Source organism: Streptomyces zagrosensis (assembly GCF_014203645.1).
Classification (GTDB): domain Bacteria; phylum Actinomycetota; class Actinomycetes; order Streptomycetales; family Streptomycetaceae; genus Streptomyces; species Streptomyces zagrosensis.
The window spans coordinates 275,525-290,122 of the sequence record NZ_JACHJL010000010.1 but is presented as its reverse complement, the minus strand read 5'-3'; the positions used below and the strand labels follow the sequence as shown (position 1 = coordinate 290,122).

At 70.1% G+C, this 14,598-nt stretch carries 13 protein-coding genes and 2 pseudogenes; 9 read left to right on the top strand and 6 right to left on the bottom strand.

From position 1 onward, the window contains the following. Window positions 1-84: 84 nt before the first annotated feature. Both FHS42_RS20415 and FHS42_RS20410 read left to right on the top strand, forming a co-directional pair. Window positions 85-942 (top strand): spermidine synthase, encoded by an 858-nt coding sequence (locus FHS42_RS20415; protein WP_312866960.1) that lies wholly within the window; start codon window positions 85-87, stop codon window positions 940-942. 131 nt (window positions 943-1,073) lie between these two features. Beyond that, on the top strand, window positions 1,074-1,895 hold the full coding sequence (locus FHS42_RS20410; RefSeq protein ID WP_184573945.1) for a class I SAM-dependent methyltransferase: 822 nt from the start codon (window positions 1,074-1,076) through the stop codon (window positions 1,893-1,895). A gap of 68 nt (window positions 1,896-1,963) precedes the next feature. Here the strand turns inward: FHS42_RS20410 and FHS42_RS20405 are convergent, their stop codons facing one another. Then, window positions 1,964-3,274, bottom strand: a complete 1,311-nt coding sequence (locus tag FHS42_RS20405) for an MFS transporter (RefSeq protein ID WP_184573943.1) — start codon at window positions 3,272-3,274, stop codon at window positions 1,964-1,966. Window positions 3,275-3,534: 260 nt separating this feature from the next. Then, entirely contained in the window at window positions 3,535-4,725 is a 1,191-nt protein-coding gene (locus FHS42_RS20400; RefSeq protein WP_184573941.1) for a DUF8017 domain-containing protein, read from the bottom strand. Between the two features lie 82 nt (window positions 4,726-4,807). Here FHS42_RS20400 and FHS42_RS20395 point away from each other — a divergent pair, with 82 nt between their 5' ends. The 3 genes and pseudogenes from FHS42_RS20395 to FHS42_RS20385 form a co-directional block, all read left to right on the top strand. Continuing rightward, entirely contained in the window at window positions 4,808-5,260 is a 453-nt protein-coding gene (locus tag FHS42_RS20395) for a DUF4442 domain-containing protein (RefSeq protein WP_184573939.1), read from the top strand. A 280-nt stretch (window positions 5,261-5,540) separates the two neighbouring features. Further along, window positions 5,541-6,335 carry a DedA family protein gene (locus FHS42_RS20390; protein ID WP_184573937.1) on the top strand — a complete coding sequence of 265 codons (795 nt, stop codon included), beginning with the start codon at window positions 5,541-5,543 and terminating at the stop codon, window positions 6,333-6,335. A gap of 142 nt (window positions 6,336-6,477) precedes the next feature. Further along, window positions 6,478-6,867: pseudogene (locus FHS42_RS20385) on the top strand (transposase family protein); the annotation flags it as partial. Window positions 6,868-6,904: 37 nt separating this feature from the next. Here FHS42_RS20385 and FHS42_RS20380 read toward each other — a convergent pair. Next, complete coding sequence (locus tag FHS42_RS20380) at window positions 6,905-7,252, bottom strand: VOC family protein (protein WP_184573935.1); 348 nt, start codon at window positions 7,250-7,252, stop codon at window positions 6,905-6,907. 665 nt (window positions 7,253-7,917) lie between these two features. On the opposite strand from FHS42_RS20380, the pseudogene FHS42_RS20375 reads away from it, so the two are divergent. The 3 genes and pseudogenes from FHS42_RS20375 to FHS42_RS20365 all read left to right on the top strand — a co-directional run. Then, window positions 7,918-9,267 (top strand): annotated as a pseudogene (locus tag FHS42_RS20375) (bifunctional o-acetylhomoserine/o-acetylserine sulfhydrylase); the annotation flags it as partial. A 191-nt stretch (window positions 9,268-9,458) separates the two neighbouring features. Continuing rightward, the gene (gene metX / locus FHS42_RS20370; RefSeq protein ID WP_184573931.1) at window positions 9,459-10,607 is read left to right on the top strand and encodes a homoserine O-acetyltransferase MetX; all 1,149 of its coding nucleotides are present in this window, start codon (window positions 9,459-9,461) and stop codon (window positions 10,605-10,607) included. Between the two features lie 190 nt (window positions 10,608-10,797). After that, window positions 10,798-11,400: a class I SAM-dependent methyltransferase gene (locus FHS42_RS20365; protein ID WP_184573929.1), complete on the top strand. Its 603-nt coding sequence runs from the start codon at window positions 10,798-10,800 to the stop codon at window positions 11,398-11,400. Window positions 11,401-11,803: 403 nt separating this feature from the next. Here the strand turns inward: FHS42_RS20365 and FHS42_RS20360 are convergent, their stop codons facing one another. Next, the gene (locus tag FHS42_RS20360) at window positions 11,804-12,367 is read right to left on the bottom strand and encodes a TetR/AcrR family transcriptional regulator (protein WP_184573927.1); all 564 of its coding nucleotides are present in this window, start codon (window positions 12,365-12,367) and stop codon (window positions 11,804-11,806) included. Window positions 12,368-12,450: 83 nt separating this feature from the next. Here FHS42_RS20360 and FHS42_RS20355 point away from each other — a divergent pair, with 83 nt between their 5' ends. Beyond that, window positions 12,451-12,879 carry a DoxX family protein gene (locus tag FHS42_RS20355; protein ID WP_184573925.1) on the top strand — a complete coding sequence of 143 codons (429 nt, stop codon included), beginning with the start codon at window positions 12,451-12,453 and terminating at the stop codon, window positions 12,877-12,879. A gap of 164 nt (window positions 12,880-13,043) precedes the next feature. On the opposite strand, the gene FHS42_RS20350 is transcribed toward FHS42_RS20355, so the two are convergent. Continuing rightward, window positions 13,044-13,292: a hypothetical protein gene (locus FHS42_RS20350; RefSeq protein WP_184573923.1), complete on the bottom strand. Its 249-nt coding sequence runs from the start codon at window positions 13,290-13,292 to the stop codon at window positions 13,044-13,046. Between the two features lie 132 nt (window positions 13,293-13,424). Beyond that, window positions 13,425-14,246 carry a VOC family protein gene (locus FHS42_RS20345; RefSeq protein WP_246495009.1) on the bottom strand — a complete coding sequence of 274 codons (822 nt, stop codon included), beginning with the start codon at window positions 14,244-14,246 and terminating at the stop codon, window positions 13,425-13,427. Window positions 14,247-14,598: the final 352 nt, after the last annotated feature.

Below are 14,598 nucleotides of genomic sequence, written 5' to 3'. Positions count from 1 at the left end.
GGCGGGCGTTCCCGCAGGTCCTGCCCCGATGCTCGGTCTCCCGAAGAGGTAGGGGCGGGCACTCGCCGGCCGCACAATGGGGGAGTGGATGACCGGATACCCGTAAGCCGAGCCGTGGATTTCGGCACCGCAAAGCTGATGCCCGACGTGGACAGGCCACGTGGCTGGCTGCTGACGGTGGACGGCGCCCCGCAGTCCTATGTGGACCTCGACGATCCGTTGCACCTGGAGTTCGAGTACACGCGGCGGCTCGGGCATGTGCTGGACACCGCGGGGCCGACCGGTGCGCAGGCGCCCGAGCCCCTGGAGGTCTTGCACCTCGGCGGCGGAGCGCTGACCTTGCCGCGCTATGTCGCGGCCACCCGGCCCGGCTCGCGGCAGCGGGTGATCGAGGCCGACCGCGGGTTGCTCGGCCTCGTGACGGAGGTGCTGCCGGTGCCTTCCACGGTCTTGGCCGAGGTGAGCGCGGCGGATGCGCGGGCCGCGCTCCAAAAGTCCCCCGACGCATCGGCCGACGTGATCATCGCCGATGTTTTCGGGGGCTCGCGCGTGCCCGCACATTTGACCTCGGTCGAGTGCGCACGCCACGCCGCACGAGTGCTGCGCCCCACGGGGCGGTACGCGGCGAACCTCGCTGACGGTGCTCCATTCGACTTTCTGCGCTCCCAGCTGGCCACCCTCGGCGCCGTCTTCGACCAACTGTGCCTGATCGCGGAGCCCGGCATGCTGCGAGGCCGGCGGTTTGGCAACGCGATCCTGGTGGCCTCGCACGGCGCGCTGCCCGTTGCCGCGCTGGCGCGCCGTGCCGCCGCCGACCCGTTCCCGGCGCGCGTCGCGGACGGCGCGGCCCTGGAACGCTTCGTGGCGGGTGCCGAGCCGGTGTGGGACGCGGCGGCGGTGCCATCGCCGCCGCCGCCGGACGGCGCGTTCAGCCTCAGCTGAGGGTCGGCCACCGCGCCTTGGTGTGCCCCTGCCTGAAGTGGAGCCCGACGAGGGCGGGCGCTGGCCAAAACCGATGTCCGATGGGAGGGCGGGCTTGCGATGTGGGGCGTTGATCCCCTAATCACAGGTCAATGAGGGATCGCCTGTTCACCGATGCAAGCGTGGCCGTGCTGTACGACGCGCTGTGCGCGGGGCGACAGGACTTCGACTTCTACTTGCCCCTGGTGATGTCCGCGGGGTCGGTGCTCGACGTCGGCTGTGGCACGGGGGAACTGCTCTGCCGGGCTCGGCAGGCCGGGCACCAGGGGCGGTTGTGCGGGCTCGACCCGGCGGACGCCATGTTGGAGCAGGCGTACGCGAAGACGCAGGCGTACGCGAAGACGCAGGCGTACGGGCAGGCACGGGCGTACGCGACAGGGCACGCGCACGCGAAGGCGGGCAGTGGGCAGACCGCCATCGAGTGGGTTCTCGGTGATCTTTCAGCGGTGTCTTGGGAGCGGGAGTTCGACCTGGCGGTGATGACGGGGAACGCCTTCCAGGAGTTCGTGGCGGATGACGCGCTGCGTGTCGCGCTCGCCGCGATTCGGTCCGCCCTTGTGGACGGTGGTCGCTTCGCCTTTGAGACCCGCAACCCTGCGGCGCGAGCGTGGGAGGAGTGGACCGCGGAGCACGCGGTCGAGGTCCTTGACGCCACCGGTGCGGTCGTACGGGTCGCGCACGACGTCGAGACGCCCTGCGACGGCGACACCGTGCACTTCACCACGACGTTCACCAGCCCGGACTGGGACCGACCGCAAGCCAGCCGGAGCACGGTGCGGTTCCGCGGCGCGGTCGAGGTCGCCTCGTTCCTGGCAGGGGCCGGCCTGGTGGTCGAGGAACAGTACGGGGGCTGGCTCAGACAGCCGCTGACCGACACCAGCCCGGACATCATCACCATCGCTCGCCGACGCTGAGCCCCGCCAGCCGGCATGGCGCCACCCAACGGCCCGCCTGGAGCACCCGCTGCTGCCGTTGCTTCCCGTCAACTGGTCTGCTTGCTGGAGCCGGCAGCGCCCGCGGGTTCCTCCGCTGCGACATCCACGGGGGCTTCCTGGAACGGTCGGCCGCGCCGTTCCAGGCGCCGTACGTCTGGGACGGCGAGCACCACGGCGGTCAGCAACACGACCAGCGCCGAGCAGCCCCACAGCGCGGTGTCGCGGCCAACGAGGTTCTCGGCGGGGCCGGCGAGCGCTGTCGCCACCGGGAGCATGGCCACCGAGCCGAACCAGTCGTACGCGGAGACTCGCGAGAACTTGTCCTCCGGAATCTCCTGGTGCAGCGCCATCATCCAGGAGACCCCGAAGATCTCCACGGCGATCCCGCTGAGGACCATCACCGTGAGCAGGCCCGTCAGTGGCAGCGGCACGGCGAGCGCGGCCGACGGCAGGGCGAGCGGAAAGACGCACAGCGTGCCCACGAGCAGCAGCCGGCGCGGGCGCCAACGCGTCATCAGCAGTCCACCGACGACGGTGCCCACCCCGAACCCGGCGAGGGCGATGCCCCAGGGTCTGGCCCCGCCGAGTTGGTCCTCGGCGACTTGCGGGCCGTACACCGACTCCGCCGCCGCGATCACGGCGTTGACCACCGCGAACTGTCCCACGATGCTCCACAGCCAGGGCCGCCCGGCGACCTCGCGCCAGCCCTCGCGTAGATCACGCAGCAATCCGCCGCTCGGCGCACGCTTGGGCACGTGGCTGACGTCCAAAAAGACGCGTAGCACGCCGGCGAGAGCGAACGCGGCGGCGTCGATGGCCAACACCCAGCCGGGCCCCACGGTGGCGATCAGCGCGCCGCCGAGCGCTGCGCCGCCGATGTTCGCGCCGTTCACGCCCATGCGGAAGAAGGCGAAGGCTCGGCTGGCCTGTGTCCCGGTGACCGATGACAGCACCATGCCCTCAGCGGCTGGGGCGAAGAACGCCTGCCCGGTGCCGCCCAGCGCGGCGAGCACGGCCATCTGCCACAGCCGGGCCTCGCCCGTGAGGACCAGGACCGCGAAGGCGGCCTGCGAGAGGCAGTTGAGGGTGTTCGCCGCGACCATCACCCGGTGGCGCGGCAGCCGGTCCGCCACCGCCCCGCCTATCAGGAGGAACAGTACGAGGGGTGCGGTGCGGGCGGCGGCCACAAGGCCGACGTCCGTGCCGTCGCCACCCGCGTCCAGGACCGCGAACGCCGCCGCGATGAGAGCCCCGGCGTTACCGAGGCCCGCCACCACGGCGGCAGCGGTCAGGAGCGTGTAGTTACGGCTGGCCCAGGCCGGGCGGCGACGGTGCGGCGAAGCCGGGGGAGTGGTCACGGACGAACTATCCCCGGGGCGGGACCCGCCGCCAAACCCATTACCCGCCGCCCGGACCAGGGCGGACGGTGCGCGGCCTGGTCCGGTCCGTGGCTCGCTGGCGCGGGGCGGCGGGGGCCGCGGGTCCCGCTCAGCCTTTCTTGTCGCCCTCGCGTGCAGTGCGGGTGCTGCGCGGCCGTGACGGGACGCTGGCCCCCGCCCCTCGCGCCCGCAGACCGCGGCTGGCCACGATCTTGCGAGTGCTCAGGGCACCCAGCGGTTCAGCTGCCTGACTTCAGCGGGCGCAGGCTGCTCTTGATCTTTTCGATGGTCTCGTTCGGCAGCTCGCCCTCGGTACCGGTGGCCGCGTGCAGGACCCACAGCGCGTAGTCGCCGTTGACATCCGTGTACGCCACCGTGAACGCCTTGCCGTTGGTGGTGCACTTGTTGTCCTTCTTCACCCCGGTGACCGTGGCCGACGCGGCGTAGCCCTTGAGCCCGTGCTCGCTTTGAAACGGCTTGGCCTTGGTGACCTTGCGCTCGCCGGTCTGCTTTTGGTCATAGCCGGCGAACACCCAGTTCTCGGCCTCGACCTCGGCCGCACTGCCCTCGCTCTTGGCCCCCAGCGCGCCCTTGGTGCCTACGCCGCCCAGGTCGCTGGTGTCGGGCTCGGTGCTGCCCTCGACCTTCACCGAGCATGCGTCCTGCTTGTACTTGGCGGGGCTGGACATGATGACCAGCGGCTTGCCCTTGTCGCTCTCGAAGCCGATCGACAGGCTCGACGATTCAACCTTCCAGTCCTCGGTGGCCGGGACGTCGAAGGCGACATGGCGCTTGGCGCTGATGACCGTCTTCCAGCCGGGGATGACGGGCTTGGCGGCGGGGTCGGCGGCCCGCGGGTTCTCCGAGTCGCCCCCGCGAGGGTTGTCCGGTGCGCTGGGCTTTTGCGTACTTGGCTGCCCGGACGACGCCGATGCCGATGGGTTGGTGGATTCCTGGGCTGTGTTCTTTTTGTCGTCCTTGTCGTCACCGGAGAAGACCACGACGCCGACAACGATGGCGGCGGCGACCACGGCCGTTGCCGTCACGATCGCGATCGTCTTCTTCCGCTTGTCGCCGCCGCCTTGCGGGGGCTGCGGAGCGCCCGGCGTCGCCGGCGTGTTCCACGTCTGCGGCGCCTGGTTGTGCTGTGGATAACCCGGTTGTTGTTGATACGGGTTGGGCTGCGGGGGGCCCTGTTGCGGCGCGCCGTGCTGGGGGGCGCCGGACGGTGGGCCACCCGGCGGCCCGGTCTGTGCTCCCGGCGGTGGAGGCGGCGGTCCGGGCTGCTGGTACGGATTGGGCTGTCCCGGCGCCGGTGTTTGGTAAGGGTTGGGCTGCCCCGGCCCAGGCTGTTGGTGCCCCGGTTGCTGGTACGGGTTCTGGTCTTGCGGGTTCTGCTCGCCCCCGGGCGGCTGCTGTCCTGGCCACATGGCGAGTAACCATAGAGGGGCCGGGGGCGGGCTGCTACGTCCGCCCTTCCCGCAAGTCGCTACTCGCTGGTAACTTTTGGGTATGTCAGAGACCCTGCCGTCGATCGGCGAGATGCTCACGGCCAGCGTGCCAATGGTCCGTACCCTCAACCTTGAGTTCATCGAGACGAGCGCCGAACGCTCCGTGCTGCGCCTGCCGGACCAGCCCGACTACCACAACCACGTCCAGGGACCGCACGCGGGTGCGATGTTCACCTTGGCCGAATCTGCGAGCGGGGCCATCGTGCTGGCCGCCTTCGGCGACCAGCTCACCCGGGCTGTGCCGCTCGCGGTGCGGGCCGAGATCGGATACAAGAAGCTCGCCAAGGGAGCCGTCACCGCGACCGCGGAACTTGGCCGTCCGATCGCCGATGTGGTCGCGGAGTTGGATGCCGGCGGGCGGCCCGAATTCCCGGTGAACATCGTGATCACCCGCGAAGACGGAGCGGCCAGCGGAGAAATGTCGATCATCTGGACTCTTCGCCCCAACGCCTGACGCACCGGGTCGAGCCGGCGCGCCGCGAGGTGGCGGCGCCCGGCTCGATCGGCAGGGTCTACCGCCAGCGGACTCGGTGGGATGCCCGGCCTCGATAGCGCCGCCTGCCACGACTGCCCGTGGTTGGCGCGCTGGTCCGACCGCCCGTGGTTGCTGCGCTGTCGCCGGGTCGCCGGGTCGCCACTGGTCACCGGGCGTTTGCGTAGTCCAGTAGGCTGCCCGGCGCGCAGGGCAGGGCCGTGCGCGGTCATCTGCACGGGTTTGCGGGAAGGAAACGGCGTTGCACATCCAGGAGTGGTTGGAGACCGTGCCGGCGGTCAGCATTTATCTGCTGGTGGGTTTGGTGATCGGTCTGGAAAGCCTGGGCATTCCGCTCCCCGGAGAGATCGTTTTGGTCAGCGCCGCGCTGCTGGCCGGCACACAGGACCACATCGACCCCGTCATTCTCGGTGCGTCCGCCACCGTGGGCGCGATCGTCGGTGACTCCATCGGCTACCTCATCGGTCGCAAGGGTGGCCAGCCGCTGCTGAACTGGCTCGGCGGCAAGTTCCCCAAGCACTTCGGCCCCCGCCAGGTGGCGTCCGCAGAGCGGTCGTTCCAAAAGTGGGGGATGTGGGCGGTGTTCTTCGGCCGCTTCGTCGCGCTACTGCGTATTTTCGCCGGGCCGCTCGCGGGCGTGCTGCGCATGCCGTACTGGAAGTTCGCGATCGCCAACGTCCTCGGTGGAATCGTCTGGGCCGGCGGCACGACCGCGGTCATCTACTACCTCGGCGTGGTGGCGGAGGACTGGCTCAAGCGGTTCTCCTGGCTGGGCCTCGTCATCGCGCTCGCCATCGGCCTGGTGTCGATGCTGGTGATGAAGCGCAAGGCCCGGCATGAGGCGCAGAGCGCAGAGCCGGAGCCGGAGCCGGCTGCCGAGGCCCCGGCCGAGCCCGCGGCCGACGCCCCAGCCGCCGACGCCGGTCCTACCGAGGCCACCGTCGATGGAGCGGCTGGCGCCGAGCCCGATGCCGGGCGTGACGGTGCCGGCGAGCGGACCGACCCGGCGCTCGGTGCGGAACCCGCCGCCGTATAGCCGCAGCCCGCTGTGGCTCACGGGGAGTCTCCCCAGCAGCCCTCGGGCGCCGCGACACCACGCACGATGGCTGTGAGTAGCTTCCGGGCGCACCGTCTTGCCACCAACGGTGCGCCCGCCGCATTTACGCCGGCGGACCGTGGCCGGGCAGCGCGAGGGTTCCCCGCAGTTCGAACCGGTCCTGGAGCGTATGCGCGTGCCCCGGCAGGGGATCGGCCGCTCACGCAAACGGCCCGACAAGATGCGTGCCGAAAAAGCGTACGGCTCTTGGAAGAACCGCGCCTACCTGCCCAGACGCGGAATCTTCTGCACGATCCCGGAGAAGAAGGACCAGATCCGCAACTGCAAGAAGCTCGGCTCTCGCGGAGGGCGCCCGCCGATATTCGACCTGATCGACTACCGCGAGCGCCACACGGTGGAGTGCGGGATCAACCGCCTGAAAAGACGCCGAGCCGTGGCGACGAGATACGACAAGCTGGCTGTCCGCTACGAAGCGACCGTCCTGGTCGCGGCCATCAACGAGTGGCTGTGACCAGCACTTTCACCAAGGGTGCGGGAGGCAGAGGCCGTCAGCGGTGGCCCAGCACATTGATCACCCGTCCGCTGGGATCGCGGACGAAGAACCGCCGCACGCCCCACTCCTCATCCTGCAAGGGGTGCACGATCTCCGCGCCGTTCTCCCGCATGACCGCATAAGCCGCATCCACGTCGTCCACCTCGACGCTCATGTCGGGGGTGACAGGCGCGGTCTTGTCACTGGTCATGACGCTGATCTGCGCTGTCGGGACGGACGGAGAGGCGAGCGTCATGATCCAGCCGTGGTTCATAACCTCCTCGAAGCCCAGCAGGCCATAGAACTCCCGGCTCTCCTGCGCCGCCTCCGACTGGATATTGGGCACGACACGGCGAACGGTCATTGACGACTCCAAGTGAGAACAAACGTGTCCTTATGTCTCCCCAGGAGTACTACGCCACGTCCACCGCCGCACACACTTTCGCAACACGCCCCATTACACGCCGCCTTTGGCGCGCCCCCGCGCCCCTGCCCCGCTCCCGATCGGTGCCGCCGCTCCGTCCTGTGGCCGCCGTTCGCCGTGGCCACCGCGTGTTCTGGCGGACGCTCGCCCTGACGGCAGTCGGAAGTCCGGGGTCGCGTACGCAGTATCGCGGCAGTCGGAAGAAGTCCGAGCCGCGTGCGCAACATCGCAGCAGTGGGAAGTCTGGGCCGCGTGCGCAGCATCACCACGCATTGGCGGTCGCCGCTCCCTGTGTGAGTACACAGCGCTCCGTCCGCGCGCAGCGCGCCACAGACGGGCGAGCGCGGAGGCGGGCGTGCACGGTCCATGCCGGGCCTTTGTTGCTCGCGTATTGCACGTGTATGGCCATTCCCATCCCCCGCTTCCGCTCGCCGACCTGCCACCTCTACCGTCCGTGTGCAGCCCGTCTCCGTTCGCCGGCCCAACAGCGCCCGGTGTCGTGTTGCTCGATGCCTGGCCGGCCCGCCACGTCGTTCTCACTGCTCCGCTCTCACTGCTCCGTTCTCATCGCCCGTTCCCACCGAACCACTGTGCGAGGACCCGATATGAGCCAGCCCGTTGACTCCGTCATCGCAGGACACACGCCCGCCGATGCCGCTCGTGCTGGCGAAGGGAGCGGCTGGTCCTTCGAGACCCAGCAAATCCACGCAGGCGCCGCACCCGACCCGACGACCGGTGCCCGCGCGGTGCCGATCTACCAGACGACCTCCTTTGTCTTTCGAGACACCGCGCACGCCGCCGCTGTCTTCTCGCTCGCCGAGCCCGGCAACATCTACACGCGGATTCACAACCCCACGCAGGACGTACTGGAGCAGCGGGTCGCCGCCTTGGAGGGTGGAGTTGCGGCCGTGGCCCTGTCTTCCGGGCAGGCGGCCGAGACGTTGGCGATCCTGACCCTGGCGAGGGCTGGCGACCACATCGTCTCGGCCGCTTCGCTCTACGGCGGCACGTACAACCTCTTCCGGCACACGCTGCCGCGTCTGGGCATCGAGGTGTCCTTCATCGACGACCCGGACGACACCGACGCCTGGCGCGCGGCTGTGCGACCCACCACCAAGGCGCTGTTCGCGGAGTCCCTCGGCAACCCGCGCGGCAACGTCTTGGACGTACGGGCGGTGGCCGATGTGGCACACGAGGTGGGTGTGCCGCTGATCGTGGACAACACGGTGCCTACGCCCTACCTGTTGCGTCCCATCGAGCACGGGGCCGACATCGTGGTGCATTCGGCGACGAAGTTCCTCGGTGGGCACGGCACGACCATCGGCGGGGTGGTGGTCGATGGTGGAACCTTCGACTTCGGCGCGCACGCCGAGCGCTTCCCCGAGTTCACCGCGCCCGACCCGAGCTACCACGGGTTGCGCTACTGGCCCGATCTGGGTGCCGGGGCGTTCGCCGTGAAGCTACGCGTCCAACTGCTGCGTGACATCGGCCCGGCGCTCGCCCCGCACTCCGCGTTCTTGCTGCTCCAGGGCGTAGAGACGCTGAGTCTGCGCCTGGAGCGGCACACCGCCAACGCGTTGGAGTTGGCTCGGTGGTTGGAGCAGCGGGACGAGGTGGCGGTGGTGCACTATCCGGGTCTGGAGTCCAGCCGCTGGTACGACGCGGCCCGCCGCTACCTGCCGAGCGGGGCCGGTGCTGTTCTCTCCTTCGAATTGCGAGCCGGTGCGGAGGCCGGGAAGCGGTTCGTGGACGCGGTGTCACTGTTTAGCCATCTTGCGAACATCGGCGACGTCCGGAGCCTGATCATCCACCCCGCCTCCACCACCCACAGCCAACTCGACGAGGAGCAGCTGGCGGCCACCGGCGCCGCCCCCGGTCTGGTCCGGCTGTCCGTGGGTCTGGAGCACGTGGACGACCTGAAGGCCGACCTGGAGGCTGGGTTTCGTGGGGCCAAGGCCGAAACGGCCGCACATGACGCACCCAGCACCCCGGGTTCGCCTGACGCAGACGCAGATGGCGCAGGCGTTCATGGCGCAGACCCTCATGGCACGGGCGCCGATGGGTCGGGCACTGATGGCACGGCGGCCGGTGGCGCCGGTGATACGGCCCCTGCCCCCGCCGCCACCGCGCGAGATGCGTCCTGAACATGCGCACGCCCCCGGCCGTGTCCCTCCCGCCAGCCACCGGTGGCTGGCGGGAGGGACAGCCGGTCGGACGCCGCCGCTGGGTGACGCTGGAGCGTCCGCTGTCGCTGGAGGCGGGCGGTGTGCTGCCCGGCGTGCGCATCGCGTACGAAACCTGGGGCAAGCTGGCGCCGGACGGTGGCAATGCCGTGCTGGTGCTGCACGCGCTGACCGGCGATAGCCATGTCGCGGGCCCCGCCGAGCCCGGGCACCCCACCCCCGGCTGGTGGGACGCCCTGATCGGCCCGGGCCGCCCGGTGGACACCGAGCGGTGGTATGTGGTGGCGCCGAACGTGCTGGGCGGCTGCCAGGGCAGCACGGGCCCTGCGTCACCGCGCCCGGACGGCCGCCCGTGGGGGCCCTCGTTTCCGTATCTGACCCAGCGAGACCAGGTGGCCGCGGAGGCGGCGCTCGCCGACGCCTTGGGCGTTGCCCGCTGGGCGGCGGTGATCGGCGGTTCGATGGGTGGCATGCGGGCCCTGGAATGGGCCGTGGGGCGGCCGGAGCGTACCGGCTCGCTGCTGGTCCTGGCCTGCCCTGCCGCCGCGTCCGCCGAACAGATCGCATGGGGGTCCGTCCAGATCGCGGCGATTCGCGGCGACCCGGGCTGGCAGGACGGGCATTATCACGACGCGCCGCCGGGCGGGGGCCCGCACCGCGGCCTTGGCACCGCCCGGCGCATCGCCCATGTGACGTACCGCAGCGAGCCCGAGTTGGCCACGCGGTTCGCCCGAAGGCCACAGCGGGGCGAGGACCCTTGGCGGGGCGGCCGTTACGCGGTCGAGTCGTACCTGGACCACCATGCGGCAAAACTGGCTCGCCGCTTCGATGCGGGCAGTTACGTCGTTCTCACCGAGGCCATGAACGGGCACGACATCGGCCGGGGCCGCGGCGGCGCGGCCCCGGCTCTGCGGCGGATCACCATGCCCACGCTGGTCGCGGGTGTGGCATCCGACCGTCTCTATCCGCCGAGCCAGCAAGACGAGTTGGCCGCCGCGATCCCCGGCGCCGATCGACCGCGGGTCATCGATTCACCGTACGGACATGACGGCTTCCTCATCGAGACGGAGCAAGTCGGGTCGCTGGTGAGGGAGTTGTTGGCCGGGGCGTGAGCATCGTGCGACTGGTCCGATCACGTGGTGACCGACAAGGGCTACGGTTTCCGCCAATCCGGGTTGTGGTACCGATGTGGCGTACGGCACCACGTACGTGAGGTTTGTCGCAACGGACTTGCTGCTGGACGGTTGCTGGCAAGCTCGGCGGTGTCCACAAGCAGGATCTACGCCTGGGCAGGATGAACCTATGACGGTGAAGAACGGCAGGCGATGGAACCACAACATCCATTACCACCCTCGTATCCTCCGCGCTGTCCCCGACGATGCCGAGCGCGCCCTCGACGTCGGCTGTGGCGAGGGCATGCTGGCCCGTGCACTTCAGCGGACCGTGCCGCACGTTACCGCCATCGACCTCGACGCCCCCAGCATCGATGAAGGGCGCGCATACGCGGACGATGTTGACTACGTCCATGGCGATTTCCTGACCCACCCCTTCGAGCCCGCCTCGTTCGACGTCATCGCGTCGGTGGCCACCTTGCATCACCTGGACGCCGCCACCGGGCTGGCCCGCATGCGTGACCTGCTGCGACCCGGCGGCGTCTTGGCCATCGTCGGTCTCGCTCGGATGACCATGCCGCATGACCTGCCGCGTATCGTCGCTGGTGTCGCTGTCGATACTGTCCACCGCGCTACGAAAGGGACCTGGCAACACCCGTCCCCCATCGTGTGGCCGCCGCCCCTGACATACCCGCAGATGCGAGCACTGGCAGCCGATATGCTGCCTGGCTCGCTGTACCGCTATCACCTCCTGTGGCGGTACAGCATCATCTGGCGCAAGCCGTGGGACTGAGCGGGCCTCAGCCCCTACGGCGGTCATCCCTACGGTCTAGGCTCAAGCGCCTCGTGCGCAGGATCGCCGAGTTGACGATGTCATTCACCCAACTTCGGTTTGCCCGGGGCCTTTGGTCGAGGGGGTGACCGTCCCCGAGATCGCGGCGAAAGCTCACGATCAGATGGCGAACAACGCGGGTAGGTCACCATCGGCTGCCTCGCTGCCTCGCTGCCTCGCTGCCTCGCTGCCTCGCTGCCTCGGCCACCCTCAGTTTTGCTGTACCTCGACTCGGTGATGATCATCGAACGTCAGCGGCCAACGCGACATGGGGGCAACCGTCACACGCGAATGCGCCCCTGTCGCTCGGCGGCGTGCCCGGCGGTCCGTACGTCCGGACGGTTGGTCCGGGCGCCGTACCGTGTCAGGGCTGGTCGAAGAGCTGGCCGAGGACGTTCTTGGCCAGGGGCTCGGGATCGAGGTCCGGTGCGGTGGGCAGGGCGCCGCTGAGCCATAGGGCGGCGAAGCCGTGCGCCATGGACCATGCGGCCAGCTCTGCCGTTTCGCTGTCCTGGCCGGGTGGCTGGCCCGGGCGGGCGGACAGCGCGATGGTGAGGGACCTGCCCGCTCGATCGCGCGCGGCGGCGACCTGCGGGTCGTCGCGGTGGTAGAGCCCTGGTTGGAACATGACCTCGAAGTGGGCCCGGTGTTCGATGGCGAACCGTACGTAGGCCACCCCGCTCTCCAGCAGATCGTCACCCGCGCCGCCGAGTGCGTCGGCGAGCAGCGTGTAGCCCTCGGCGGCGAGCGCCGTGAGCAGTCCCGTCTTGTCGCCGAAGTGGTGGGTGGGCGCGGCGTGTGACACACCCGCGCGGCGTGCTAGGTCACGCAGGCTTAGGGCCGCTGGCCCCTTTTCCGTGATCGCCGTGGCGGCGGCGGTGAGCAGGGCGCTGCGCAGGTTCCCGTGGTGATAGGGCCGGTCAGTCATGCCGCCAGTCTATCTTGCCATTGACAAGATAGAGGGTGGGAGGTGTATCTTTACAGTGGAAAGTTCGTTCAATGGAGGTCATCATGGAACCTCTTGTAGCCCTGATCGTTGGATTCCTCTCGGCGCGCCTGGCCGGACTGATCGGTGTCGAGGCACTCGACGGCTGGCATCCCGCACTGCGCGTAGGGCTGGCGCTGCTGTTTGTGCTCACCGGCATCTCGCACTTTCACCCGCGGCTCCGCCCCGACATCGTGGGCATGGTCCCGCCCCGGCTGCCTCGGCCCGACCTGCTCGTCACCGTCACTGGTGCGCTCGAACTGCTCGGCGCCATCGGACTGCTGATCCCGGGACTCGTCTCGTGGGCGGCTGTGGGGCTGGCCCTGTTGATGGTCGGTATGTTCCCGGCCAATGTCTCCGCGGCCCGCCGCCAGGTTGCCCAGGGCGACCCGCTCGGCTGGCGCACGGTGCTGCAACTCGTGTACATCGCAGCGGCAGTTCTTGTGGCGCTGTGAGGGGGCCCGCGGGTCGATCCTGCGGACGGCGTACGCCTCGTGAAGCGGAGAGCAAGAGGCGTACGCCGTCCGTGGAGCACGGCGCGGGTGAACGTCAGCTCTCGGTCCGCCCGTTGAAGGTGTCACGGTGCCGGGCGAGGTCGAGGTGGACTCCGCGTTGAGCGTCATGCCCGCGCGCTCCTGAAGGGTGCTTCCGGCGCCGAGCGCGATGGGACCGCAGCCCGCGCGTAGGACAGCATTAGCCCGCGTGCAGGGCAGCGTTGGTCCGCGCGTAGGAGCGCGTTCTGCCACACGCTCGGCCCGGCAGCCAGCGTCACATCACCCAGCACCACCGACGAGAGGGCGGTGAACACCTCGGCGCCGATACGCGGTTCCCTGCCGCCGAACGCCGCGATCAGTGCTTGCTCGGCCATCGGATCTCTCCACCGCGTACTCGGGGCGCGCTCACCGCACGGTATGCCGCGCACTCGGCGCGCGAGACCCCCAGCCCTGGCTCCCGACCTCGTGAGGACGCCGCGGTATAGCAGGGCCCGCTTGGCGGGCCGTCACACCGGGGCGCAGGGCTCCGCCGGTCGGCTGCGGGAGGTGGTCACGGTGAACAGTCCGCCGTCCGGATCGCGGAGGGTGGCCTCGTAACCCAGCGCGGAGGCCGCCGGAGGGGAGACCACCGAGCCTCCGCCGGCGACGGCGGCCTTCATCGACGTCTCGACATCGGAACAGTGGAAGTACACATGCCAGCGCGGCCTGATGGTGGGATCGGGGGCCGCCTCCACGGCACCGCCGCACAGCCCGGCGACGGTGTGCGTCCCGTCGCCGACCACCACCTGCCCCTGCGTGTAGTCCACGTCGCATCCCGACTCGTCGGGGGTGGCCCACCTCAGGACCTCCCCGTAGAAGATCGCGGCGTCGAACGCGTTGCGGGTGCGCAACTCAAGCCAGGCGGGCGCGCTGCCGCGCCCCACCGACCAGCGCAGCACCGCGCCCTCCCATAGGCCGAAGACCGCGCCGTCGCGGTCGGAGACGAGGGCCGCGCGCCCACGGCCGAACCGCAGCGGCCCGACCGCGACCGTGGCACCCCGCTCCCTGACCCGGGCCGCCGCCTCATCGGCGCTCGCCACGGCGAAGTACGGTGTCCAGGAGACCGAGACGTGCAGCGTGTCGGCGAGCGCCCCGAGCCCCGCGACCGGCTGGCCGTCGAGCAGGGCAACCGAGAACTCGCTGCCCAGCGTGCCCTGCCGAAAGGTCCAGCCCAAAACGGCGCCGTAGAAGTCCTGGGCGGCCGTGAGGTCACGGGCCATCAGGCTCACCCAGCACGGCGCACCGGGCACCAAGTGCCGAGCGGCCGGCTCGTGCGCGGAGACCGACATGGGATTCTCGCCTCACTCCTGTTCCCGGTGGACCCGTTCCCCGGAAACCCGATCGCTACGGACAACCTTCGTCCGCCCCCGCCGGTCACCTTGCCAGCTAAGCCGAGGCGGCGCATGTCGGCTCGCCCACACGTCGCTGCCCCGGCCATGCGGACGCCTATGGGGCGGCCCGCACGCGCCGGCCCGCGCGCACATCCGCAGGCCCGGGCACGGCGCGGCCCGGCGGGGGATGGGCACGCCGTGCCCGGACGGTACGAGTGCCCATGGCCATCCGTCTCAGACGGGCCAGGGCACATCCGGCGGGCCACCCGCGAGGCACACGCCCTGGGGCGGGCGTGCCGGGCTGGGGCCC

Bases quoted from the DNA above. Each gene is read 5' to 3' on its own strand.
- FHS42_RS20350 (WP_184573923.1), bottom strand. From the start codon at position 13,292: ATGGCCGAGCAAGCACTGATCGCGGCGTTCGGCGGCAGGGAACCGCGT.
- FHS42_RS20395 (WP_184573939.1), top strand. From the start codon at position 4,808: ATGTCAGAGACCCTGCCGTCGATCGGCGAGATGCTCACGGCCAGCGTG.
- metX (WP_184573931.1), top strand. From the start codon at position 9,459: ATGCGCACGCCCCCGGCCGTGTCCCTCCCGCCAGCCACCGGTGGCTGG.
- FHS42_RS20360 (WP_184573927.1), bottom strand. From the start codon at position 12,367: ATGACTGACCGGCCCTATCACCACGGGAACCTGCGCAGCGCCCTGCTC.
- FHS42_RS20355 (WP_184573925.1), top strand. From the start codon at position 12,451: ATGGAACCTCTTGTAGCCCTGATCGTTGGATTCCTCTCGGCGCGCCTG.
- FHS42_RS20410 (WP_184573945.1), top strand. From the start codon at position 1,074: ATGAGGGATCGCCTGTTCACCGATGCAAGCGTGGCCGTGCTGTACGAC.
- FHS42_RS20400 (WP_184573941.1), bottom strand. From the start codon at position 4,725: ATGTGGCCAGGACAGCAGCCGCCCGGGGGCGAGCAGAACCCGCAAGAC.
- FHS42_RS20345 (WP_246495009.1), bottom strand. From the start codon at position 14,246: ATGTCGGTCTCCGCGCACGAGCCGGCCGCTCGGCACTTGGTGCCCGGT.
- FHS42_RS20380 (WP_184573935.1), bottom strand. From the start codon at position 7,252: ATGACCGTTCGCCGTGTCGTGCCCAATATCCAGTCGGAGGCGGCGCAG.
- FHS42_RS20365 (WP_184573929.1), top strand. From the start codon at position 10,798: ATGACGGTGAAGAACGGCAGGCGATGGAACCACAACATCCATTACCAC.